This window comes from Kitasatospora sp. NPDC001547, from assembly GCF_042894165.1.
Taxonomy (GTDB): Bacteria; Actinomycetota; Actinomycetes; order Streptomycetales; family Streptomycetaceae; genus Kitasatospora.
The window spans coordinates 548,695-570,937 of sequence record NZ_JBIAVL010000002.1 but is presented as its reverse complement, the minus strand read 5'-3'; the positions used below and the strand labels follow the sequence as shown (position 1 = coordinate 570,937).

The 22,243-nt window shown below is 72.9% G+C and carries 18 protein-coding genes; 2 read left to right on the top strand and 16 right to left on the bottom strand.

Translation table 11 applies throughout. The annotated features are described in order from the left end of the window. Positions 1 to 17: 17 nt before the first annotated feature. The 6 genes from ACFY0X_RS05310 to ACFY0X_RS05285 form a co-directional block, all read right to left on the bottom strand. Positions 18 to 1,145 carry an MFS transporter gene (locus ACFY0X_RS05310; RefSeq protein ID WP_387748991.1) on the bottom strand — a complete coding sequence of 376 codons (1,128 nt, stop codon included), beginning with the start codon at positions 1,143 to 1,145 and terminating at the stop codon, positions 18 to 20. A 136-nt stretch (positions 1,146 to 1,281) separates the two neighbouring features. After that, entirely contained in the window at positions 1,282 to 2,007 is a 726-nt protein-coding gene (locus ACFY0X_RS05305; RefSeq protein ID WP_387748988.1) for an HAD family hydrolase, read from the bottom strand. A gap of 147 nt (positions 2,008 to 2,154) precedes the next feature. Next, a complete protein-coding gene (locus tag ACFY0X_RS05300) occupies positions 2,155 to 3,882 on the bottom strand; it encodes a carbamoyltransferase (protein ID WP_387748986.1) in 1,728 nt (575 codons plus the stop codon). Positions 3,883 to 4,270: 388 nt separating this feature from the next. Further along, a complete protein-coding gene (locus ACFY0X_RS05295; RefSeq protein WP_387748983.1) occupies positions 4,271 to 4,849 on the bottom strand; it encodes a dienelactone hydrolase family protein in 579 nt (192 codons plus the stop codon). Between the two features lie 80 nt (positions 4,850 to 4,929). Further along, a complete protein-coding gene (locus tag ACFY0X_RS05290) occupies positions 4,930 to 5,769 on the bottom strand; it encodes an ABC transporter permease (RefSeq protein ID WP_387749301.1) in 840 nt (279 codons plus the stop codon). Positions 5,770 to 5,816: 47 nt separating this feature from the next. Further along, positions 5,817 to 8,594 (bottom strand): alpha/beta fold hydrolase, encoded by a 2,778-nt coding sequence (locus ACFY0X_RS05285; protein ID WP_387748980.1) that lies wholly within the window; start codon positions 8,592 to 8,594, stop codon positions 5,817 to 5,819. A 96-nt stretch (positions 8,595 to 8,690) separates the two neighbouring features. Between ACFY0X_RS05285 and ACFY0X_RS05280 the strand changes: the two genes are divergently transcribed. Further along, on the top strand, positions 8,691 to 9,710 hold the full coding sequence (locus ACFY0X_RS05280; RefSeq protein WP_387748976.1) for a mechanosensitive ion channel family protein: 1,020 nt from the start codon (positions 8,691 to 8,693) through the stop codon (positions 9,708 to 9,710). Between the two features lie 67 nt (positions 9,711 to 9,777). On the opposite strand, the gene ACFY0X_RS05275 is transcribed toward ACFY0X_RS05280, so the two are convergent. From ACFY0X_RS05275 to ACFY0X_RS05260, 4 genes are all read right to left on the bottom strand, one after another. Next, a complete protein-coding gene (locus ACFY0X_RS05275; protein WP_387748973.1) occupies positions 9,778 to 10,248 on the bottom strand; it encodes a GNAT family N-acetyltransferase in 471 nt (156 codons plus the stop codon). A 1-nt stretch (position 10,249) separates the two neighbouring features. Further along, positions 10,250 to 11,188 carry an RluA family pseudouridine synthase gene (locus ACFY0X_RS05270; RefSeq protein ID WP_387748970.1) on the bottom strand — a complete coding sequence of 313 codons (939 nt, stop codon included), beginning with the start codon at positions 11,186 to 11,188 and terminating at the stop codon, positions 10,250 to 10,252. Positions 11,189 to 11,278: 90 nt separating this feature from the next. Continuing rightward, complete coding sequence (gene lspA / locus ACFY0X_RS05265; RefSeq protein WP_387749298.1) at positions 11,279 to 11,950, bottom strand: signal peptidase II; 672 nt, start codon at positions 11,948 to 11,950, stop codon at positions 11,279 to 11,281. A gap of 166 nt (positions 11,951 to 12,116) precedes the next feature. Continuing rightward, the gene (locus ACFY0X_RS05260) at positions 12,117 to 12,581 is read right to left on the bottom strand and encodes a TraR/DksA family transcriptional regulator (RefSeq protein WP_387748967.1); all 465 of its coding nucleotides are present in this window, start codon (positions 12,579 to 12,581) and stop codon (positions 12,117 to 12,119) included. A gap of 663 nt (positions 12,582 to 13,244) precedes the next feature. Between ACFY0X_RS05260 and ileS the strand changes: the two genes are divergently transcribed. After that, complete coding sequence (gene ileS, locus ACFY0X_RS05255; RefSeq protein WP_387748965.1) at positions 13,245 to 16,430, top strand: isoleucine--tRNA ligase; 3,186 nt, start codon at positions 13,245 to 13,247, stop codon at positions 16,428 to 16,430. A 238-nt stretch (positions 16,431 to 16,668) separates the two neighbouring features. Here the strand turns inward: ileS and ACFY0X_RS05250 are convergent, their stop codons facing one another. The 6 genes from ACFY0X_RS05250 to ftsZ form a co-directional block, all read right to left on the bottom strand. After that, the gene (locus tag ACFY0X_RS05250; RefSeq protein ID WP_387748962.1) at positions 16,669 to 18,018 is read right to left on the bottom strand and encodes a DivIVA domain-containing protein; all 1,350 of its coding nucleotides are present in this window, start codon (positions 18,016 to 18,018) and stop codon (positions 16,669 to 16,671) included. 59 nt (positions 18,019 to 18,077) lie between these two features. Continuing rightward, entirely contained in the window at positions 18,078 to 18,359 is a 282-nt protein-coding gene (locus tag ACFY0X_RS05245) for a YggT family protein (RefSeq protein WP_030060143.1), read from the bottom strand. A 99-nt stretch (positions 18,360 to 18,458) separates the two neighbouring features. Continuing rightward, entirely contained in the window at positions 18,459 to 19,076 is a 618-nt protein-coding gene (locus ACFY0X_RS05240) for a cell division protein SepF (RefSeq protein WP_224276937.1), read from the bottom strand. Between the two features lie 297 nt (positions 19,077 to 19,373). Further along, complete coding sequence (locus ACFY0X_RS05235; protein ID WP_387748959.1) at positions 19,374 to 20,162, bottom strand: YggS family pyridoxal phosphate-dependent enzyme; 789 nt, start codon at positions 20,160 to 20,162, stop codon at positions 19,374 to 19,376. Beyond that, complete coding sequence (gene pgeF / locus ACFY0X_RS05230) at positions 20,162 to 20,893, bottom strand: peptidoglycan editing factor PgeF (RefSeq protein WP_387748957.1); 732 nt, start codon at positions 20,891 to 20,893, stop codon at positions 20,162 to 20,164. The genes ACFY0X_RS05235 and pgeF overlap by 1 nt, the downstream gene beginning before the upstream one ends. Then, positions 20,890 to 22,122: a cell division protein FtsZ gene (gene ftsZ, locus ACFY0X_RS05225; RefSeq protein WP_387748954.1), complete on the bottom strand. Its 1,233-nt coding sequence runs from the start codon at positions 22,120 to 22,122 to the stop codon at positions 20,890 to 20,892. The genes pgeF and ftsZ overlap by 4 nt, the downstream gene beginning before the upstream one ends. Positions 22,123 to 22,243: the final 121 nt, after the last annotated feature.

Here is a 22,243-nt window from a genome sequence, read left to right as displayed (position 1 = left end):
CGACTTCCCACGCGCGCTCACCGCCGTACGGCCCGCAGCCACCCCGCGAGTCCGAGGCAGAGCAGGCACGCCCCGGCCAGCACCAGCGGGATCACCACCGGCCCGCCCGACCCGCTGAGCGCCCCCACCACCGCCGGTACGACGGCGTTGCCGAGCATGCAGCAGAGCGTCAGCACCGAGGTCGCCTGCTGCGGCACCTCCGCCACGCCCGAGACCCACGCGATCAGCGTCGGCAGCACCGGCGCCAGCGCCAGCCCGGCCAGCGGGTAGGCCGCCACCGCGAGGTGCGGCACGGCGGCCAGCGCCAGCGCGCCGAGCGCGGCCGCCAGGTAGGCCGGCAGCGCGGTGCGGCCCGGCACCCGCCGGGTCAGCTGCGGGATCACCAGGCGGCCGACGGCCAGCCCGGCCCAGAACCCCGAGGCCGCGGTGGTCGCCGCCTGGGTGCTCCAGCCGTCGCGCTCCAGTTGGGTCGACTGCCAGGTGCCGATGCTGGTCTCCAGGCCCGCGTAGACCAGGCCCACCAGCAGGAACGGCAGGAAGGCCACGACGGTCCCGAGCCGTCGGCCGTCGGCCCCGGCCCGGGGGGCGGCCTGCGTGCGGGGCGCCGCCGCGAGCACCGCCCCGGCCCGTCCGACCAGGAAGCACGGCAGCGCGCACACCGCCGCCGCCAGCGCCAGCAGCCGGATGTCCGTACGGCCCAGGGCCCCGGCGGCCAGCGGGCCCAGCATCGCGCCGATCCCGAACACCGCGTTCAGCCGGTTGACCATCACCACGCTGTCCCCTGCGAAGCCGCGCGCGAACGCCGTGTTGAGGGTGAGCGCCAGCCCGCCGTACCCGATGCCGGTCACCGCCGCGCAGCCGAGGTAGCCGGCCCAGCCGGGGCTGGCCGCCATCCCGGCCGCGCCCGCCGCGAAGACCGCGAGCAGCACGGGCGGCGCCGCCCGGACGTTCAGCCGCCGCCCGAGCAACCCGATGCCGAGGGTCGCCGCGAGCGCGCCCACGTTGTAGGCGGAGACCACCCGTCCGACCTCGTGCTCGGCGCCGAACCGTTCCCGCAGGAAGGGCAGCGAGGCGCCGAGCGAGGCGGTGAGCACGCCCAGGACGAGGAAGACGCCGAACGCCGAGAGCGCCGCCGATCTCGCCATCACCGGCGCGTCCGGCGCGTCCGGCACCTCCGACGCCGCATCGGACGGCCCCGCGTCCGAGGGCGCACCCGGCGCAGCGTCCGGCGCAGCGCCCGACGGAGCGCCCGGCGACAGGTCCGCCGCCGCCCGCCCCGCCTCAGCCACCGTGCGGCCCCGCCGTGAGCACCACCGAGACCAGCCCGTCCGGGTCGGTCAGCACCAGCGGCCCCGCGGCACCGGCCCCGCCCACCACCAGCGCGGTGAAGTCCGGCACCGCGACCACCGCACCCGCCTCCACCAGGGCCGGCCCGCCGATGCCGACGCACACCGCCCCCGCCCCGACCGCCGAGCGGACCCCGCTGACGGAGTCCTCGAAGACCAGCGTGCGCTGCGGCCGGATCCCGAGCCCCCGGCAGGCCGCCAGGTACGGGTCCGGGTGCGGCTTGCCCCGCTCGACGTCGTCCCGGGTGACGCGCACCCGGAAGGCGTCGAGCAGGCCGAGCCCGCCGAGCGCGTTCTCGATCTTCCGCGGCCAGCTGCTGGTGGCCAGTCCGATCGGCACGCCCGCCCGCCGCAGCCGGGCGGCCAGCCCGTCGGCGCCGGGGATCACCGGGTACGGGGCCTCCTCCTCGACGGTGTCCACCTCGGCCCAGATCGCCCTGCGGTCGGCGTCCGAGTGGTCCGGGAAGATCAGCCGGACGGTCTGGTCGCCGGTCCGCCCGTGGACGTAGTCCTCCAGCTCCGGGTCCGTCAGCACCCGGCCGTGGCGCCGGGCCACCGACCGCCACGCCTCCTCGATCACCGGCCTGGAGTCGATCAGGACCCCGTCCATGTCGAAGACGACGGCCTCGACCTCGTACCGCGTTCCGGCTTGCGGCTGCATCGGTCTCCTCACTCGGCGCTCGCACCATACGATCTGACGATTGTTCACACTTTCCCGGCCGCGGGCCGGGCGGTCAATTGGACTAGACCTCGCTCGTCGGTCCGGCCCCCTCGCCCGCCCGGCCCGAGCCCCCGCCCGAGCCCCCGGTCAGACCGCCTGCCGCGCCATGAAGCCGTCGGCGGAGTCCTTCCAGACCAGGTACACGTCGTCCACCAGCAGCAGGTCGATCACCCCGTCGAGCAGCGGGTCGAGCGCGTCGCGGTGCGACCCGACGATCGGCTCCTCGTGCTTGTTGAACGAGGTGTTCACCAGCGCCGCCTGCCCGCTGCGCTCGTACCAGGCCATCAGCAGGCCGTGCAGGAAGGGGTCGTCCTGGGCCCGGACGATCTGCGGCCGGGCGGTGTTGTCCACGTGCACCACCGCCGGGCAGGCCTTGGCGAAGGTCTCGTGGCAGTCGTAGGTGATCGTCATGAACAGCGCCGAGGGCTGCTCGGGGGCCCAGCCCCGGTAGCAGTCGGCCGCCAGGTCCTCGGCGGTGATCGGCGCGAAGGGCATGAACTCGGTACGGTTCAGGCGCTTGTTGAGCCAGTCGTTCATGGTCACGTCGGCGGTGCCGTAGATGACGCTGCGCCGCCCGAGCGCGCGCGGGCCGAACTCCATCCGGCCGCGGTAGGTACCGATGACCTGGTCCGCCTCCAGCGCGGCGAGCAGCACCTCGCGCATGGACTCGCCGATCCGCCGGTAGCGCAGCCCGGGGTACTCCTGCAGGATCTCCTCCAGCAGGCCCTCGGAGATCGCCGCGTCCGGCCCGAGCGCCATCGAGGGCACCCGCGGGCGCTCGCCGGTCTCCCGGTGGGCCACCACCACGGCGGCCTGCAGCGGCAGCCCGCCGTCGCCCATCGGCGGCAGCACGTAGATGTTCCGCACGCCCTCGGTCTCGAAGATCCGCTGGTTCAGCTTGACGTTGGCGAAGACCCCGCCGGACAGGCAGACGTTGCCGCCGGGCACCCGGCCGATGTGCCGCGCGACCACGGCGGTCAGCAGGTCCTCCACGTGCCGCTGGGCGGCCGCCGCGACGTCGGCCGGCTCGTGCGCCGCGATCTCGCGCAGCAGCTCCTCGGAGTAGCCCTCGTAGGACGGCTGGTACCAGTCGCCGCAGCGGGCGCGGATCGCGCCGTCCTCCTCGACGTCGATCATCCGCCGCATCAGCGGGAGCAGCTTCTCCGGGTCGCCGTTGGCGGCCAGGCCGGTGATCTTGCCCTCGTGCCGGTTGGGGCGGAAGCCGAGCAGCTTGGTGATCCGGCCGTAGAAGTAGCCGAGGCTGTCGATCGAGGTCTCGCGCTGGAGCACCTCCTCGCCGCCGGGGTGGTAGTGGGTGACGGTCAGGGACTGGAAGTCCCCGCGGCCGTCACAGGTGACCACGAGCGCCTCGTCGAACGGGGAGCACAGGAAGGCGCCCAGGCCGTGCGATTCGTGGTGGTCGACGTGAACCACCTTGGCGCGCAGTCCGTTGTCCTCCACGAAGGCGTCGAACTCGGCGCGCTTCGCACGGTCGTTGCGAATTTCGTCGGATATCCGCTTGCGCAGGTGCGGAAGCGCCTCGGGGCGGCGCAGGGCCTCCTCCGAAATCCGGTCCACATAGAGCAGCAGGTGCTTTTCGGCGTCGAATCCGGCCTGCCAGCCGTAGGCCACCCGGTCGACCTCGGAAAGGGTGGCCCCGGCCTCCTTCAGAACGTACTCGATGGACCGCTCCGGCCAGGTCCGATGGTCCTTGACCCGGGTGAACCGCTCCTCGCTGACGGCCGCGAGGACCGTCCCGTCCTGGACCAGGCAGGCTCCGGCCAGGTCGTTGTTGGTGATTCCGAGAACAAGCATGTGCCGCTCCAAGCTGGTGTCGCGGGAAATGGCGTGACGGCATTTCCACGGATTAGGCGAGCAAGTGAGGGTTGGAGTGCACACCGATGCTATGAAGGCAATTCACGGTAGATCAACGAGGCCCTGGGAATTCCGGCCGCCCGGGCGGGCCCGCGTACCGTGAAGCCGAAGGGGCCGTACGGTGAACAGCGGATTCCACATCGGTCATCGGCGCTGGCCCGGCGGCCGCGGGCCGCAAGGAGGTCTGGACCATTCGGGCTGTGATCACGCTCTGTAGCTGTCCGGAAACAGTCCTCCCGCCCGGGCGGGCCGGGCCCGGGAACGCGGAAGGCGCCGGGTGGGGCGGTGTCACCGCCCCACCCGGCGCCTTCGGCGCCGGTCCTTCGGCTCAGCCGTCCAGCTCCGCGAGGAAGTCCAGCGACGCCGCCCAGGCCCGCTCCGCCGCCTCCTCGTCGTAGTCCGGCAGCTCCGGGTCGGTGAACAGGTGCCCGGCGCCCCGGTAGCGGTGCACCTCCACCTCCGCGCCGGCCCGCCGCATCCGCAGGTACCAGGCGTTCAGCCAGTCCTCGGGCTCGAACGGGTCCGGCTCCGCGATGTGCAGCTGCACCGGGATCTCGGTGGCCGCGTCCTCCCGCAGGTCCGAGGTGCCGTGCAGGAGCAGCAGTCCGCGCGCCTTCTCGTCGGCCAGCGCCAGGTTCTGCGCCACCGCGCCGCCGAGCGAGAAGCCGGCGTACACCAGCCCGCCCTCGGAGACCGGCGCGACCGCCGCCACCGCCCGCCGCAGCAGCTCGTCGCGGCCGCCGAGCTCCTCCTGGAACTCCTGCGCCTCCTCGACGGACTCGAAGGTCCGCCCGTCGAACAGGTCCGGCGTGTGCACGGTGTGCCCGGCGGCGCGCAGCCGGTCGGCGGCGGCGCGCACGGCGGGGCGCAGCCCGTAGGCGGAGTGGAAGAGGACGATCTGGGCCACGGTTCGGGTCCTTCACCAGGGGGGTCAGCTACCCGTCCATGATCCCGCATCCCCCACCGGGCCCCTCGCTCCGCGTCCGGCTACGACACCACGTCCTTGCGCGCGAAGCCGCGGAACGCCAGCGCCAGCAGCACCACCGCGTACGAGAGCGACAGCGACACCCCCTGCACCATGCCGCCCCACTCCAGCTGCGGTTGCAGGGCGTCCGCCCAGGCGTACTGCCAGTGCGCCGGCAGCCACTCCCGCAGGTCGCCCAGCGCGGTGACGGCGTCCAGCACCCCGGTGATGATCGAGGCGAACACCGCGCCGCCGACCGCGCCCAGCGGCGCGTCGGTGGCCGTGGAGAGCCAGAACGCCAGCGCCGCGATCACGATCTCGCCGAGGAACACGAAGGCCACCGCGATGGCGATCCGGGGCAGCGCCTGCCCGGCCGGCAGGCTGACCCCGGCGGGCAGCTTGAGGTCCCCCCAGCCGTACGCCGCCGTGCCGACGACCAGTCCGATCGCGGGCAGCATCACCACCGCCACGGCCGAGAACAGCAGCCCGACCGCGAACTTGCGGGCCAGCAGCCGGGCCCGGGGCACCGGCGCGGCCAGCAGGTAGCGCAGCGAGGACCAGCTGGCCTCGGAGGCGACGGTGTCCCCGCAGAACAGCGCGACCGGGATGACCAGCATGAAGCCGGTGCCGACGAACAGCATGGTGACCGCGAAGTTGGCCCCCGAGGCGGTGGCCAGCTCGATGAAGCTGGTCCGGTCCGGACGGCCCGGGGTGCCGCCGATCTGGAACGCGGCCAGCAGGACGAACGGCATGGCGGCCAGCACCGCGCCGATCACCAGCGTGCGGCGCCGGCGCAGCTGCCGCATCGCCTCCACCCGCAGCGGCAGTGTCCGGCTCGCCCGGTACCCCTCGGCGTGGTCCATCGACTCCGCCGGGTCCTTCGACCCGGCGCGGTCCGTCGCGACGACGCTCACGCTCCACCTCCGATCAACGACAGGAACGCGTCCTCCAGCCGCCGCTGCGGCCCGGCGCTCTCCACCGGCACCTCCAGCCGCACCAGTTCGGCCAGCAGCTCGCTGGCCGCGAGCCCGTCCAGGCGCACCAGCAGTCCGCCCTCGACGGCCTCCACCGAGCCGACCCCGGCCAGCGCGCCGACCTTCTCGACCACCGGCACCGGGTCGTACGGGCCGGCGACGCCGATCACCAGCAGTTCGCCGGCGCCCACGATGTCCCCGACCGGGCCGGCCGTGACCAGCCGCCCGCGGTCCATCACCACCAGGTCCGTACAGCTCTGCTCGACCTCGGACAGCAGGTGGCTCGACACGATCACGGTCCGCCCGCCGGCCGCGTACCGGATCATCACCTCGCGCATCTCGCGGATCTGCGGCGGGTCCAGCCCGTTGGTCGGCTCGTCCAGGATCAGCAGGTCCGGCATCCCGAGCATCGCCTGCGCGATGGCCAGCCGCTGCCGCATGCCCTGCGAGTACGTGCGCACCGCGCGGTCCAGCGCCTCGCCGAGCCCGGCGATGGCCAGCGCCTCGTCGAAGCGCGCGTCCGCCTCCGGCCGTCCGGTCGCCTGCCAGTACAGCCGCAGGTTGGCCCGCCCGGTGAGGTGCGGCAGGAAGCCCGCACCCTCCACGAACGCCCCGACCCGCGACAGCACCGGCGCGCCGGGCCGCACCAGGTGCCCGAAGATCCGGATCTCCCCGGCGTCCGGCCGGATCAGGCCCATCAGCATCCGCAGCGTGGTGGTCTTGCCCGCGCCGTTCGGCCCGAGCAGTCCGAGCACCTGCCCCTGCTCCACCCGGAAGCCCAGCTCCCGTACGGCGTAGCGGTCCTGGGCGCCCTTGTAGCGCTTGCTCAGCCCGCTGATCCGCAGCGGCACCGCGGCCAGCTCCGGGTCGAAGCCGGGCCCGTCGGCGGCCCGCCGGCGGCGCAGCCGCGGCGCCAGCACCAGGGCGGCGGCGGCCAGCACGGCGACCACCGGCAGCACCCAGGTGCGCGAGGGCAGCGGCGCCGACTCGGTGACCAGCTCCTCGACGGTCGGCACGGTGACCGCCCCGGCCGGCGCCACCCGGTAGGTGGCCGGCTCGACCGGCGAGGCGTACGCGAGGTCGGTGCTCGCCAGCACCAGCCGCACCCGGTGCCCGGCCGGGAAGGCGTGGTCCACGGTCGGCAGCGCCACCGTGACGGTCCGTCCGGCGTCCGCGCCGGTGACCCGCAGCGGGGCGGCGAGCTGCTGCGGCAGCACCGCCTTGCCGTCCGGGCCGACGTCGTACAGCTTGGCGAAGAGCACCGCGTCCGGCCGGTCCGCCGTCACCCGCACCGGTACGGTCGGCTGCCCGGTCAGGTGCAGCGGCGAGTCCAGCGGCGCCGAGTCGAAGGCGGCGTTCTGCCCGGGGAAGTCCAGCGACAGCCCGGCGCCCAGCGAGGCCGCCTGGCTGAGCGCGCCGACGCCGGGCAGGGTCGAGATCCCGGGCGGGGCGCCGCCGGGCGGGTTGGCGAGGGTCTGCTCGCCGCCCGTCAGCTCGACGGTCCGCGAGCCGGTCCCGCCCAGTCCCGGGTACCGGTCGGCGCTGGCCCCGCGCAGCACGGCCTGGAAGCCGGTCGAGTCCACCCCGCCGGTGCGGGTGACCCGGAACGCCGCTCCGGTGTCGTCGCCGAGCCCCTTCAGATGGTGGTCGAACCAGGCCGTCACCCGGTCGTCGACCCGCGCGGAGGTGTCCGTCCCGCCGTCGTGGCCGCCGGCGAACCAGTCCACCGCCACCGGCGCGCCGTTGGCGGCCACCGCCTGGGCGATGCGGTCCCCCTGGTCCAGCGGGAACAGCGAGTCCTGCTGCCCCTGCACCACCAGCGTGGGCGCCTTGAGCCGCTCCGCCACCGAGGACGGGCTGGAGCGCTCCAGCAGCGCCACGGCCTCCGGGTCGGCGTGCCCGGCGGTGGCGACCCGGTCGTACATCCGGCAGAGCGACTCCAGGAACCGCCCGCAGCCGACCGGCCCGTCCTCCTTCGGCCCCGGCCCGGCGTTCTCCCGCGGCGCGCCGCCGGACGGCCCGAGTTCCCCGGCCGAGCCGGTGGTGAAGAAGATCCCGGCCCACAGCTTCTTGAACACGCCGTCCTCGGCGTCCGAGCCCCGCACGCCCTGCGGGAACAGCGCGTCGGCCAGGTTCCACCAGGTGATCTGGGTGGCCACCGCGTCGATCCGGGCGTCGTAGGCGGAGGCCAGCAGCGAGACCGCCCCGCCGTACGAGGCGCCGGTGATGCCGACCTTCGGGTCGCCGGCCGCGTCCAGCCGCACCTCGGGCCGCTGGGCCAGCCAGTCCACCAGGTGCCTGACGTCCTCGACCTCGCGGTCCGGCGCGTTCAGCCCGATCCGGCCGCCCGAGTGCCCGAAGCCGCGTGCCGACCAGGTCAGCACCGCGTACCCCTGCCGGGCCAGCTGCTCGGCACGCTCGCGCTCGCCCTCCTTGGAGCCGCCGAAGCCGTGCGCCAGCAGCACCGCCGGGCGCGGACCGCCGCCGCCGGTGGTGAAGAAGGAGGTGTCCAGCTGGACCTGCTGGGCGCTGCCGGGCGTCTCCGGCATGCTGAGGAAACGGTCCTCCTGCCGGACCGCCCGCTCACCGCCGGACGCCACCGTCGCGGTGCCGGCCGCGGCCACCGCCACCAGGGCCACCGCCCCGGCCAGCAGCCTGCGTCTCACCGATGTTCCCCGGGCGCGCCAGCGACGCCATGCCCCACCGAACTCCATGGCCGCTGATCGTATCGGCCGTCCGGGTAGGCGTCCGATAAAGCCGCCACACCGTTTGCCCGTTTCACCCCGGTATGCCCGAGTATCGTACGGCGCATGCTCTGGCCGCTGATCTCGCTGCTCGCCACCGTCGCCGCCACCCTGGCGGTCGGCTGGACCGTCGACCAGGCCCTCCAGCGGATCGCCGCCCGTCAGCCCTCGGCCCCGGTCTGGCCGCTGCTCCGCCGCTGCCGGGTCCCACTCCAACTCACCGTCGTGTCAGCCCTGTTGCTCGCCGCCAAGCCGCTCCAGCGGACCTTCCGCCCGAAGCACGACGACGGCGCGCACCACCTGCTCCTGCTGTTCCTGCTCGCCGCCCTGGGCTGGCTCACCGTCCGCGTGGTGGCCGCCGTCCTGGAGGCGCTGCTCGGCCGCTACGAGACCCGGGTCGACGACCCGGCCCGGATCCAGCGGGTGCACACCCAGGTCAGCATGCTGCGCCGGGTGGTCAACGCGCTGATCGTCGTGGTCACCGCGGCCGTGATGCTGCTGACCTTCTCCGCCATGCGCACCATCGGCGCCAGCCTGCTCGCCTCGGCGGGCATCCTCGGCATCGTGGCCGGCATCGCCGCCCAGAGCACCCTGGGCAACTTCTTCGCCGGCCTCCAGATCGCCTTCGGCGACACCGTCCGGATCGGCGACACCGTGGTGGTGGACGGCCAGCAGGGCACCGTCGAGGAGATCACCCTCACCTACCTGGTGGTCCGGCTCTGGGACTACCGCCGGCTGGTCGTCCCGGTCTCGTACTTCGTCAGCAGGCCCTTCGAGAACTGGACCCGCCGCGACCCCGGCCTGCTCGCCGCCGTCCTGCTCCACCTCGACCACACCGCCCCGGTGGACGAGCTGCGCGCCGCCCTGCGCGCCCGGCTCGACCGGCACCCGCTCTGGGACGGCGCCGAGTGGGCCCTGCAGGTCACCGACACCACGCCCAGCACCATCGTCGTCCGCGCCACCATGACCGCCCGCACCCCCGACGACGCCGCCCAGCTCCGCTTCGACATCCGCGAACAGCTCATCGCCCACCTGCGCGACGAGCACCCCCACGCCCTCCCGCGGCTCCGCACCACCGACACCTGACCGGCGGCCCCCGGGAAGCAGGAGTTCCCCGCACCCCGACGGGGGCACGGGGAACCGCGGCGAACGCCTACAGCACCCGGGTCATCGTCCGGTGCGGGATCCCGGCGTCGTCGTACACCGGCCCCTGCGCCACGTACCCCAGCCGCTCGTAGAACCCGAGCGCCCCCACCTGCGCGTGCAGCTCGACCTCCACGGCCCCGCGCCCGGCCCCCGCGGCCTCGACCGCCCGGACCAGCTCGGCACCCAGCCCCGTCCCCCGGGCCGCCGCGACGACCGCGAGCCGCCCGAGCAGCACCCGTCCCTCGACGCCCCCGGTGAGCTCGCGCGCCTGCTCCCCGAAGATCAGCCGCGCCGTCCCGACGGCCCTGCCGTCGGGACCGATCGCCAGCAGGTGCTCGGAGGTCCCGTCGAGGTCGTCCCACTCCTCGTCCTCGGGGATCCCCTGCTCCACGACGAACACCTCGCGCCGCACGCCGTGCACCAGCGCCAGGTCCGCCTCGCCCTCGGCGACCCGGACCGTCACCCCCGCCGCGGCCACGTCAGCTCTCCGCCGCGATGACGTCCAGCGCCTTGCGCAGGTCGTCCGGGTACTCGCTGGAGAACTCGACCCACTGCCCGTCCGCCGGGTGCTCGAAGCCGAGCGACACCGCGTGCAGCCACTGCCGGGTCAGCCCCAGCCGCTTGGCCAGCGTCGGGTCGGCGCCGTACGTCAGGTCGCCCACGCAGGGGTGGCGCAGCGCGGACATGTGGACGCGGATCTGGTGGGTGCGCCCGGTCTCCAGCTTGATCGCCAGCAGCGACGCGGCCCGGTACGCCTCGATCAGGTCGTAGTGGGTGATCGACGCCTTGCCGTCCTGGGTGACGGCCCACTTCCAGTCCGAGCTGGGGTGCCGGCCGATCGGCGCGTCCACCGTCCCGCTCATCGGGTCCGGGTGGCCCTGCACCAGCGTGTGGTAGCGCTTCTCGGTGATCCGGTCGTGGAACTGCCGCTTGAGGTCGGTGTAGGCGCGCTCGGACTTGGCGACCACCATCAGCCCGGAGGTGCCGACGTCCAGCCGGTGCACGATGCCCTGGCGCTCGGCGGCGCCCGAGGTGGAGATCCGGTACCCGGCCGCGGCCAGTCCGCCGATCACGGTGGGGCCGGTCCAGCCCGGGCTGGGGTGCGCGGCGACACCGACCGGCTTGTCGACCAGCACGATGTCCTCGTCGTCGTGCACGATCCGCATGCCCTCGACCGCCTCGGCGACGATCCGCACGGGGGCCGCCGGGGCGGGGATCTCGACCTCCAGCCAGGAACCGGCGGTGACCCGGTCCGACTTGCCGGCCACGGCGCCGTCGAGCGTCACCTTGCCGTCGGCGGCCAGCTCGGCGGCCTTGGTCCGGGAGAAGCCGAACATCCGGGCCAGGGCGGCGTCGAGGCGCTCGCCCTCCAGGCCGTCGGGTACGGGGAGGCTGCGGATCTGCGCTGCGGTACTCACCCGTACGAGTATGCCGGAAACGCGGCCCTCCCCCGCCCGCCGGTGGCCCGGCCCGCCTCCGGGACCGGTCCCCGGCCTGCTTCCCGGCGGCTACTTCCGGGCCTGCTCCGCCTTGTCGGCCTTCTCGGCCGGCTGGTGGACGGTGCCGTCCGGGTTGCTGCCCCGGAAGGAGAGCAGGACCACCAGGATCCCGCCGCAGACGATCGCCGAGTCCGCGAGGTTGAAGACCGCGAAGTGCTGGACGGAGATGAAGTCCACCACATGCCCGCGGAAGACGCTGGGCGCGCGGAACAGCCGGTCGGTGAGGTTGCCGAGCGCCCCGCCGAGCAGCAGCCCGAGCGCGATCGCCCAGGGCAGGCTGTACAGCCGGCGGGCGATCCGCCAGATCACCACGATGACGGAGGAGGCGATCATCGTGAAGACGATGGTCAGCGCCTGCCCCATCCCGAAGGCCGCACCCGAGTTGCGGATCACCTGGAAGGTGACGACGTCGCCGACCACCTTGATCGCCGCGTGGTTCTCCAGCCGGGCGACCACCAGCACCTTGCTGCCCAGGTCGATCAGGAAGGCGAGCATCGCGACGACCAGCAGCACGCCGACCCGGCGCGGGCCCCTGGGCCGCTCGGTCTTCGCCTCGTCCACGGACGCGGACTCGGACGCCCGGGCCGGCTCGGTCGGCTCGGCCACGGGCACCTCCACGGCATCGGCGGGGGACGGGACGGCGTCGTCCCGGGTGTGGGGGGAACCTTGCGTACTGATGATCCGCTCCGCTGCCGATGGAGCTCCCCCGGTCCGCAGGAGGGGGAGGGTGGTGGGCCGGTGACTACCTGCCCGCGTTCGCGAACGCGTCAGGCGACGTTACTCGGGCGACGATACGGGGTCGAGCGTACGGCAAGCCCGACCCCCCGCGTCGCTCCGGTCGCCCGGGTCAGCGGCGTTCCTGCTTGGCCTTGCACTGCACGCAGAGCGTCGCCCGCGGGAAGGCCTGCATCCGGGCCTTGCCGATGGCCTGCCCGCAGGACTCGCAGGTGCCGAACCCGACGCCCTCCAGCCGCTCCAGCGCGCGCTCGGTCTGGGCCAGGCTGTCCCGCGCGTTGTTGGCCAGCGCCAGCTCGCTCTCCCGCGAGATGTTCTTCGTGCCGGCGTCCACCTGGTCGTCGCCGGCTCCGTCGTTGGAGTCGCGCATCAGGCCGGAGATGGCCGCCTCGGCGGCGTCGATCTCGTTGCGGAGCCGCTCCAGGTCGCTGATCAGCTCGTCGTGCAGCTCGTGGACCTCCTCGGTGGTCCACGGCTCCTCGCCGGGCCGGACCGGCAGCGTGGCCGGATCGACGGACTCGGCGCCGCGCGGTGCGGTGACGGTGTCGGTGCTGCTCTTGGATGCGGTAGTGGTCACGGTCCCCTCCCCTGGGTCGACCGCCACGGCCTTGCGTGCCCGCTTGGTGGCGGTGCCCGCGCCGGTTCCCTTCTCAGCCATGGCTTTCGACCCCATCTACGAACGAATCGAGCCGCCGGTTCCCGGCGGCTTCCAGTGCCGGAACGATAATCCCGATCAAAACCGGTCACAACCTGACATACCGACGCCTCATGACGATCCCACCCAGGCAGCCGCCCCAACCGTCCCGCCCCGTGTGCCCATGGTTTTGTGCCCAGATCGACTCCGGCTAACCTCCGCCGCCGAACGCCCCCGGACCGGCCGCCCGAACACCTGCCCGAGCGGCCGCGGGCCGCCCGCCGGAAACGGTTTGGACAAACCGACTCGCCCGGCCGATACACTGGCCCTGCAAGGCGCAGATGGGACGAGTACCGACGTACGCAGCCACCAGCGACCCGGGGACGGTGCGAGCCCGGGGGTGTGCACGGCGGGAAGATCACCCCGGAGCCGCCGGAAGAACGGCCGCCGCGATGCCGCGGTGGCCCACTAGACCCGGCAGCAAGCCCAAACAAGAGGGCCGCGAACGCAGCACCGCGGCCAAGGAGGGTGGTACCGCGGGACGGCCGGGCCGTCTCGTCCCTCCGGAGGATCCAGTCCCAGCATCCGCCGGAGGTAGACGCCGCGATGGCCAGCTCCCAACCCGCCACCCACCACCACCCTTCCGACGACGCACCGCGTGCGACCCCCCTGTACCACCCCGTCCCCGCGCAGGTGGATCTGCCTGCCCTGGAGCACGGGATCCTGTCGTTCTGGCAGGACAACAAGATCTTCCAGCGCAGCCTGGAGCAGTCCGAGGGCCGCCCCGAGTGGGTGTTCTACGAGGGCCCGCCCACCGCCAACGGCATGCCGGGCGCCCACCACATCGAGGCCCGCGTCTTCAAGGACGTCTTCCCGCGCTTCCGGACCATGAAGGGCTACCACGTCGCCCGCAAGGCCGGCTGGGACTGTCACGGCCTGCCGGTCGAGCTCGCCGTCGAGAAGGAGCTGGGCTTCTCCGGCAAGCAGGACATCGAGGCGTACGGCATCGCCGAGTTCAACGCCAAGTGCCGCGACTCGGTGACCCGCCACACCGACGCCTTCGCCGAGCTGACCACCCGGATGGGCTACTGGGTCGACCTCGACGAGGCGTACCGCACGATGGACCCGTCGTACGTCCAGTCCGTCTGGTGGTCGCTCCAGCAGATCTTCGACAAGGGCCTGCTGGTCCAGGACCACCGGGTCGCCCCCTGGTGCCCGCGCTGCGGCACCGGCCTCTCGGACCACGAGCTGGCCCAGGGCTACGAGACCGTGGTCGACCCCTCGGTCTTCGTGCGGTTCCCGCTGACCAGCGGCCCGCTGGCCGGCCGGGCCTCCCTGCTGGTCTGGACCACCACCCCGTGGACCCTGGTCTCCAACACCGCCGCCGCCGTCCACCCCGAGGTCACCTACGTGGTGGCCACCGACGGCGACGAGCAGCTCGTCGTCGCCGAGCCGCTGGTCGCCAAGGCGCTCGGCGAGGGCTGGGAGACCACCGGCGAGTCCTTCACCGGCGCCGAGATGGAGCGCTGGGCCTACCGCCGCCCCTTCGACCTGGTCGAGATCGAGGACGCCCACTACGTCCTCAACGCCGACTACGTCACCACCGAGGACGGCACCGGCATCGTCCACCAGTCCCCCGCCTTCGGCGCGGACGACCTCGCGACCTGCCGCAGGTACGGCCTGCCGGTGGTCAACCCGGTGCTCGCCGACGGCACCTTCGCCCCCGAGGTCCCGCTGGTCGGCGGCCAGTTCTTCAAGAAGGCCGACGAGGCCCTGGTCGCGGACCTCAAGGAGCGCGGCCTGCTCTTCCGCCACCTGCCGTACGAGCACAGCTACCCGCACTGCTGGCGCTGCCACACCGCGCTGCTCTACTACGCGCAGCCGTCCTGGTACATCCGGACCACCGCCGTCAAGGACGCGATGATCCGCGAGAACGAGGCCACCAACTGGTTCCCGGACACGGTCAAGCACGGCCGCTTCGGCGACTGGCTGAACAACAACATCGACTGGGCGCTCAGCCGCAACCGCTACTGGGGCACCCCGCTGCCGATCTGGCGCTGCGAGGAGGGCCACCTCACCTGCGTCGGCTCGCTGGCCGAGCTGTCCGAGCTCACCGGCACCGACCAGAGCGGCCTCGACCCGCACCGCCCGTACATCGACGCGGTGACCTTCGACTGCCGCGACTGCGGCGGCACCGCCACCCGCGTGCCCGAGGTCATCGACGCCTGGTACGACTCGGGCTCGATGCCCTTCGCCCAGTACGGCTACCCGTACCAGAACAAGGAGCTGTTCGAGAAGCGCTACCCGGCGCAGTTCATCTCCGAGGCGATCGACCAGACCCGCGGCTGGTTCTACACGCTGATGGCGGTCGGCACCCTGGTGTTCGACAGGAGCAGCTACCAGAACGTCGTCTGCCTGGGCCACATCCTGGCCGAGGACGGCCGCAAGATGTCCAAGCACCTCGGCAACATCCTCCAGCCGATCCCGCTGATGGACCAGCACGGCGCCGACGCCGTCCGCTGGTTCATGGCGGCCGGCGGCTCGCCCTGGTCGGCCCGCCGGGTCGGCCACGGCACCATCCAGGAGGTGGTCCGCAAGACCCTCCTCACCTACTGGAACACCGTCGCCTTCCAGGCCCTGTACGCCCGCACCTCGAACTGGGCGCCCTCGGCGAGCGACCCGGCCCCGGCCGACCGTCCGCAGCTGGACCGCTGGGTGCTCTCCGAGCTGAACACCCTGGTCCGCGAGGTCGACGCGGCCTACGAGGCGTACGACACCCAGCGCGCCGGCAAGCTGCTGTCCGGCTTCGTCGACGACCTGTCCAACTGGTACGTCCGCCGCGGCCGCCGCCGCTTCTGGCAGGGCGACGCCGCCGCGCTCGCCACCCTGCACGAGGCGCTGGAGACGGTCACCCGCCTGATGGCCCCGCTCACCCCGTTCATCACCGAGCGGGTCTGGCAGGACCTGGTCGTCCCGGTCGCTCCGGAGGCCCCGGCCTCGGTGCACCTGGCCACCTGGCCGGAGGCCGACGAGTCGCTGATCGACACCGAGCTCTCCCGGCACATGGCGCTGGTCCGCCGCCTGGTCGAGCTGGGCCGGGCCACCCGCGCCGAGTCCGGCGTGAAGACCCGTCAGCCGCTGTCGCGCGCGCTGGTCGCCGCCCAGGGCTGGGAGGAGCTGCCCGCCGACCTGCGCGCGCAGATCGCCGAGGAGCTCAACGTCGCCGCCCTGGAGTCGCTGGCCGAGGTCGGCGGCTCGCTGGTCGACACCAGCGCCAAGGCCAACTTCCGCGTGCTGGGCAAGCGTTTCGGCAAGGGCGTGCAGGACGTCGCCAAGGCGGTCGCCGCCACCGACGCCGCCCGCCTGGCCGCCGAACTGCGCGCCACCGGCGAGACCTCGGTCGAGCTGGACGGCGCGACGATCACCCTCTCCCCGGACGAGGTGGTCATCACCGAGACCCCGCGCGAGGGCTGGGCCGTCGCCAACGAGTCCGGCGCCACCGTCGCCCTCGACCTGGCCATCACCCCGGAGCTCAAGCGCCTCGGCATCGCCCGCGACGCCATCCGCCAGATCCAGGAGGCCCGCAAGAACTCCGGCCTGGACGTCGCCGACCGCATCGTCCTGCGCTGGCGCGCCACCTCGGAGGAGACCGCCGAGGCCGTCGCCGAGCACGGCCCGCTCGTCGCCGAGGAGGTCCTCGCGACCGACTTCGCCGCCGGTGCGGCCGACTGGGACTCCGAGACCTTCGCCGACGACTCCCTCGGCCTCGCGTTCCAGCTCCGCAAGGCCTGACGCTCCGCCACGAAGCCGCCGTCCCCCCGGGGTGACGGCGGCTTCGTCGTACCCGCCCACGCCCCACGCCCGCCCCGGCTCCCATACGCCCCCTCCGGTTCCACGCGCCCCGCGCTGCTCAGCCGGGCGCGCCCCTCGCCCTGCCCGCACGCCCCCCTGTCCCCCGGACGCAGAAGGGCGCCCCCTCCCCGACCCGTGGGTCGGAAAGGGGGCGCCCTCGAAAGGCCCTGCTACAACCTCAGTTGTCGCCGTCCTCGTCGATCAGGAAGCCCCGCATCGGCGCCGGAGCCTGCTGCATCGGCTGCGGCGGCTGCGGACGGACCGCCGCCATCGGCTGGGTCATCCCGGCCGGCTGCATCTGCGGAGCACCGCTGTTGCCGCCGTTCGACTGCCCGCCGAAGCTCGGCGCCGAGGAGTTGCCGCCGAAGGAGCTGTTCCCGCCGAAGGACGGCGAGTTGCCCCCGAAGGACGGCTGGTTGCCACCGAAGCTCGGCGCGCCACTGCTCATCGCACCGGCACCGGCCGGAGCCATCGACGAGGCCGCCGGCGGCAGCGACGCGGTGGCGGGGATCCGCGGCGGGGCGAGCGAGTCGTCGGCCTGCGACTCCAGCTGGCGCAGCTGGGTCTCCAGGTACGACTTCAGACGCGTGCGGTACTCACGCTCGAACGCCCGCAGGTCCTCGACCTTGCGCTCCAGCGTGGCCCGCGCCGACTCCAGGGAGCCCATCGCGACCCGGTGCTTCTCCTGCGCGTCCCGCTCCAGCGCGTCGGCCTTCGCACGGGCGTCGCGCTCCAGGCCCTCGGCCCGGCTGCGCGCCTCGCCGACGATCTTGTTGGCCTCGGAGCGGGCCTCGGAGATCGCCTGGTCGGCGGTCTGCTGGGCGAGCGCGAGCACCCGGGCGGCGCTGTCGCCACCGGGGCCCTGCTGCTGCATCGGGGCGCCCATCGGGCCGCCCATCTGCTGCGGGCCGCCCATCGGGCCACCCATCGGCTGCATCTGCTGCTGGCCCATGCCCTGGCCCATCGGGTTGCCCATCTGCTGCGGGCCACCGGGGCCGCCCATGGGCTGCAGCATCTGACCGCCCATCGGCTGGACCAGCTGCTGCTGGCCGCCCATGGTCTGGTTCATCTGCTGCTGCGGGCCGCCGCCGGCCGGAAGCTGCGGCGCGGAGCCGGCGGGCAGGCCGAGGGGCTGGTTGCCCATCTGCTGCTGCGGGCCGCCGGGGCCCATCTGCTGCTGCGGACCACCCGGACCCATCTGCTGCGGACCGCCGGGACCCATCTGCTGCGGGCCGCCCGGACCCTGCTGGCCGGGGACCGGAGGACCGGATATGGCGGCCGGCACGGGGGCGCCGCCCTGGCGGGGGGCGTCCTGCTGCGGCTCCTTGCGCAGGTTGGCCTGGTTCTGCGCGGCGGCACGAGTCGCGGCGGCCAGCTTGGCGCGCAGGTCCTCGTTCTCCCGGAGGAGGCGGGTCAGCTCCGCCTCGACCTCGTCGAGGAAGGCATCGACCTCGTCCTCGTCATAGCCTTCACGCAGGCGGACGGTCGTGAACTGCTTGTTCCGAACGTCCTCGGGGGTCAATGGCATCTCTTCACCTCAACGTGATCGTCGGCACACCGGCATCCTGTCGCATCGCTCACCTACGACTAGGGGTGCACAAGCGAGATCAGGACATACACAATGATCATCAGTACGAAGAAGGACAGGTCGAGCGCCACGCCCCCGAAACGCAACGGCGGAATGAGCCGCCGAAGAAGCTTGAGCGGCGGATCCGTGACAGTGTACGTGGCCTCCAGGACCAGGACCATGGCCTTGCCGGGCCGCCACGAACGCGCGAACTGGAAGACCCAGTCCATGACCAGTCGTACGAGCAGGAACACCAGGAAGACGGTCAGGGCGTAGTAGAGCACCGCCCACACGATGTCCATCGCGTTTCCCTCTCCCCGGTCCCGATCCCTCGGGCCTGCCGCTCGTCACCTGTCGCTAAACCACTGTTGATCAGATCCACACGTAAAGTCGTGGCCGGGTCAGCTCTGGTTGAAGAACCCACCCTCGGCGATCCGAGCCTTGTCCTCCGCCGTGACATCGACGTTAGCAGGCGACAGCAGGAACACCTTCTGTGTCACGCGCTCGATACTGCCGTGCAGACCGAAGACGAGTCCAGCGGCGAAGTCTACGAGGCGCTTCGCGTCGGTGTCGTCCATCTCGGTCAGATTCATGATCACGGGGGTCCCGCCGCGGAACTGTTCCCCGATGGTACGGGCCTCGTTGTAGGTCCGGGGGTGCAGCGTGGTGATGCGGTAGGGCTCTCGTTCGTTCACGACCTTGGGCATGATCACCGGTGCGCTCTTCTCCAGGTTGTGGCGACGTTCGGGTGTGATGGACGACACGGGTGCCATCCTCGGAGTCTCCTGTCGGATCGGCACCGCCGCGGGCACCGGCTGCGGGGTGATGGAGGAGACCGGGGCGGGCGCGGCGGCCGCGGGAGCCGGTGCCGGCCGGGGGATGTCCTCGGTCCGCTGGCCCGTCCGGATCGGTTCGGGATCCGCGTCGTAGTCGTCGTCGGGGTCGTACCCCTGGCCGTCGTACGTCTCGTCCTCCACGAGGCCGAGGTAGACCGCCATCTTGCGCATTGCGCCGGCCATGCTCCTGTCTCCTCCGCTCATAGCCACCTCGCTGACGCTCGGTGGCGGCTTCGCGATGCGCGCGCCTTCTGGTGGTCGCCCGCTTCGCTCGCTCCGTACGGACCGGCTCCGGCCCGGGCCGTACGGCCCCGCCTGCGGATTCCGTGGCCCTTCCACGACGGCGTGTCAGCCCGACGGCCGGTCAGAGTGCGTGGAGCGGGGGCCGCGGAGCTGCGATCCACGGTTCGCTAGCGCTCCGAAGAGCTGCTAGATTCTGTCCTATTTTGTCCTGCTGTCTGATCTACTTACCCGGTGACGTTACCTGAGCGGTGACCTCACTCCGAGGACCGCCGTTCCGACGCGCACATGTGTCGCTCCGGCGGCAATCGCCTGCTCAAGGTCGCCGCTCATCCCTGCGGAGACCATGGTGGCAGCCGGATGGTCCGCCCGTACGGCGGATGCGATTTCCGCCAGCCGATCGAAGGCGCGGGCCGGGTCCCCGGCCAGCGGACCGGCCAGCGGAGCGACGGTCATCACACCGTCCAGCCGCAGCCCGGGCGTGTCGGCGATCGCGTCGGCCAGTTGCGCGACGTCCTCCGGCGCGACCCCCGCCCGGTGTTCACCCTCCCCGTACGCCTTGTCCAGCGCCACCTGCACCAGGCAGCCCAGCTCCGGGCGCTCCGCCTTGAGCACCGCCGCGGAGAGCGAGCCGACCAGCCGGAGCCGGTCCACCGAGTGCACGTGGTTCGCGTACCGGACGACCGAGCGGACCTTGTTGGTCTGCAGCTGGCCGACGAAGTGCCAGTCAAGAGGAAGGTTTCTGCACTGCTCCGCCTTGGGAGCGGCGTCCTGGTCGCGGTTCTCCGCGACGTCCGTCACGCCGAGTCCGGCCAGCAGCGCGGTGTCCTCGGCGGGGTACGTCTTGGTGACGACGACCAGGGTGACCTCGCTCCGGGCGCGACCGGCGGCCGCACAGGCGTCCGCGATCCGGCGCTCGACCACGTCGAGGTTGGTGCCGAGTTCCTCGTACCGGGCCCGCTGGCCCTCCGTCAGCGCCGCGGTGAACCCGGCGCTGCCCGGGAACGGTCCGTAGATGTCGTTCGTCATCAGTGATCAGAGCCCAACCAGACGTAGCTCGCGAGCCGGCCGGTGCGCTGCTCGCGGCGATAGGAGTAGTGATCGGCGGATTCGAGGGTGCAGACCGGTGACCGCACCAGCTCGTTGACCCCGGCCGCGGCCAGCTGGGCCGCGACTCCCTCCGGCACGTCCAGGGCCGGAGTCCCCCAGGACGTCTCGGCGAAGGCCTCCGGCACCACCGCGGCGACCTCGGCGCGCAGTTCGGCCGGCACCTCGTAGCAGCGGCCGCAGACCGCGGGCCCCGTCGCGGCGGTGATCCGCCCGGGCTCCGCGCCCAGTGCGACCATCGCCCGGACGACCGCGGGCACCACCCCGGCCGCCAGCCCGGGCCGGCCCGCGTGGGCCGCGCCCACCACGCCCGCCACCGGATCGGCCAGCAGCACCGGGGTGCAGTCGGCGGTCAGCACCGCCAGCGCGAGCGGCCGGTCGGAGACCACCGCGTCCACCGTGGGGGCCTCGCCGAGCGGCTGGCGCCCGGTCACCACGGCGACCTCGGCGCCGTGCACCTGGTTCATCCACACCACGTCGGCCGGGTCGAGCCCCAGCCGCCGGGCGGCCAGCGCCCGGTTCTCCCGCACGGCCCCGGGGTCGTCCCCCACCGCGCCGCCGAGGTTGAGCTCCCCGTACGGCGAAGTGCTCACCCCGCCCCACCGGGAGGTGAAGGCGAAGTGAGCACCCGCGCGGATCGAGTGATCGATCACTTAAGGAAGTCCGGGACGTCGAGCTCCTCGGCCGGGCTCTCCACGTACGGCTGCCGGGCCGGCTGCACCTGCGGCGGCACCGGGGCGGCGGCGGTCGTGGTGGCCGGGGTCTCGGCGGTTCGGCTCGGCGCGGCGGCCGGGGACTCGCCCTCCGAACGGGACGTCACCGAGCCGATGGTCCCGTACGGGCGGCCGGCCGGACGCTCCGGCGCCGCCGGCGGGGTGGCCGGGCGGTCCGGGGTGGTGGACTTGACCACCGGGTCGCGGACGATCGCCGGCGGCTGCCCGCCGTCGAAGCCGGCCGCGATGACGGTGACCCGGACCTCGTCGCCGAGCGCGTCGTCGATGACCGCGCCGAAGATGATGTTCGCCTCGGGGTGGGCCGCCTCGCTGACCAGCTGGGCCGACTCGTTGATCTCGAACAGGCCGAGGTCGGAACCGCCCGAGATGGACAGCAGCACGCCGCGGGCGCCGTCGATCGAGGCCTCCAGCAGCGGCGAGGAGATCGCCATCACGGCGGCGGCCTTGGCGCGGTCCTCACCGCGGGCCGAGCCGATGCCCATGAGCGCCGAACCGGCGTCCGACATGACGGACTTGACGTCGGCGAAGTCGAGGTTGATCAGACCCGGGGTGGTGATCAGGTCGGTGATGCCCTGGACACCGGAGAGCAGGACCTGGTCGGCCGAGCGGAACGCGTCGAGGACGCTGACCTGGCGGTCCGAGATGGACAGCAGCCGGTCGTTGGGGATCACGATGAGGGTGTCGACCTCTTCGCGCAGGGAGGCGATGCCGTCCTCGGCCTGGTTGGCCCGGCGCCGTCCCTCGAAGGTGAACGGACGGGTGACCACGCCGATGGTCAGGGCGCCCAGCGAGCGCGCGATGTTGGCGACGACGGGCGCGCCGCCCGTGCCCGTGCCACCGCCCTCGCCGGCGGTCACGAAGACCATGTCGGCCCCCTTGAGGACCTCCTCGATCTCCTCGCGGTGGTCCTCGGCGGCCTTGCGGCCGACCTCGGGGTTGGCGCCGGCGCCCAGGCCCCGGGTGAGTTCACGGCCCACATCGAGCTTGACGTCGGCGTCGCTCATCAGGAGGGCCTGCGCATCGGTGTTGATCGCGATGAACTCGACGCCCTTGAGACCGACCTCGATCATCCGGTTGATGGCGTTGACACCACCGCCGCCGATTCCGACGACCTTGATGACTGCGAGGTAGTTCTGCGGTGCTGCCACGTCGAAGGCCTCTCGCCTCGAATTTCCGGGTCGGTGCGACCCGGAGCGGGGCCGTACCGACGGATGTCGATGGGTAGGGAGCCTGGTTTCTGACTGAATGTCCGAAATGCCGACCGCCGAC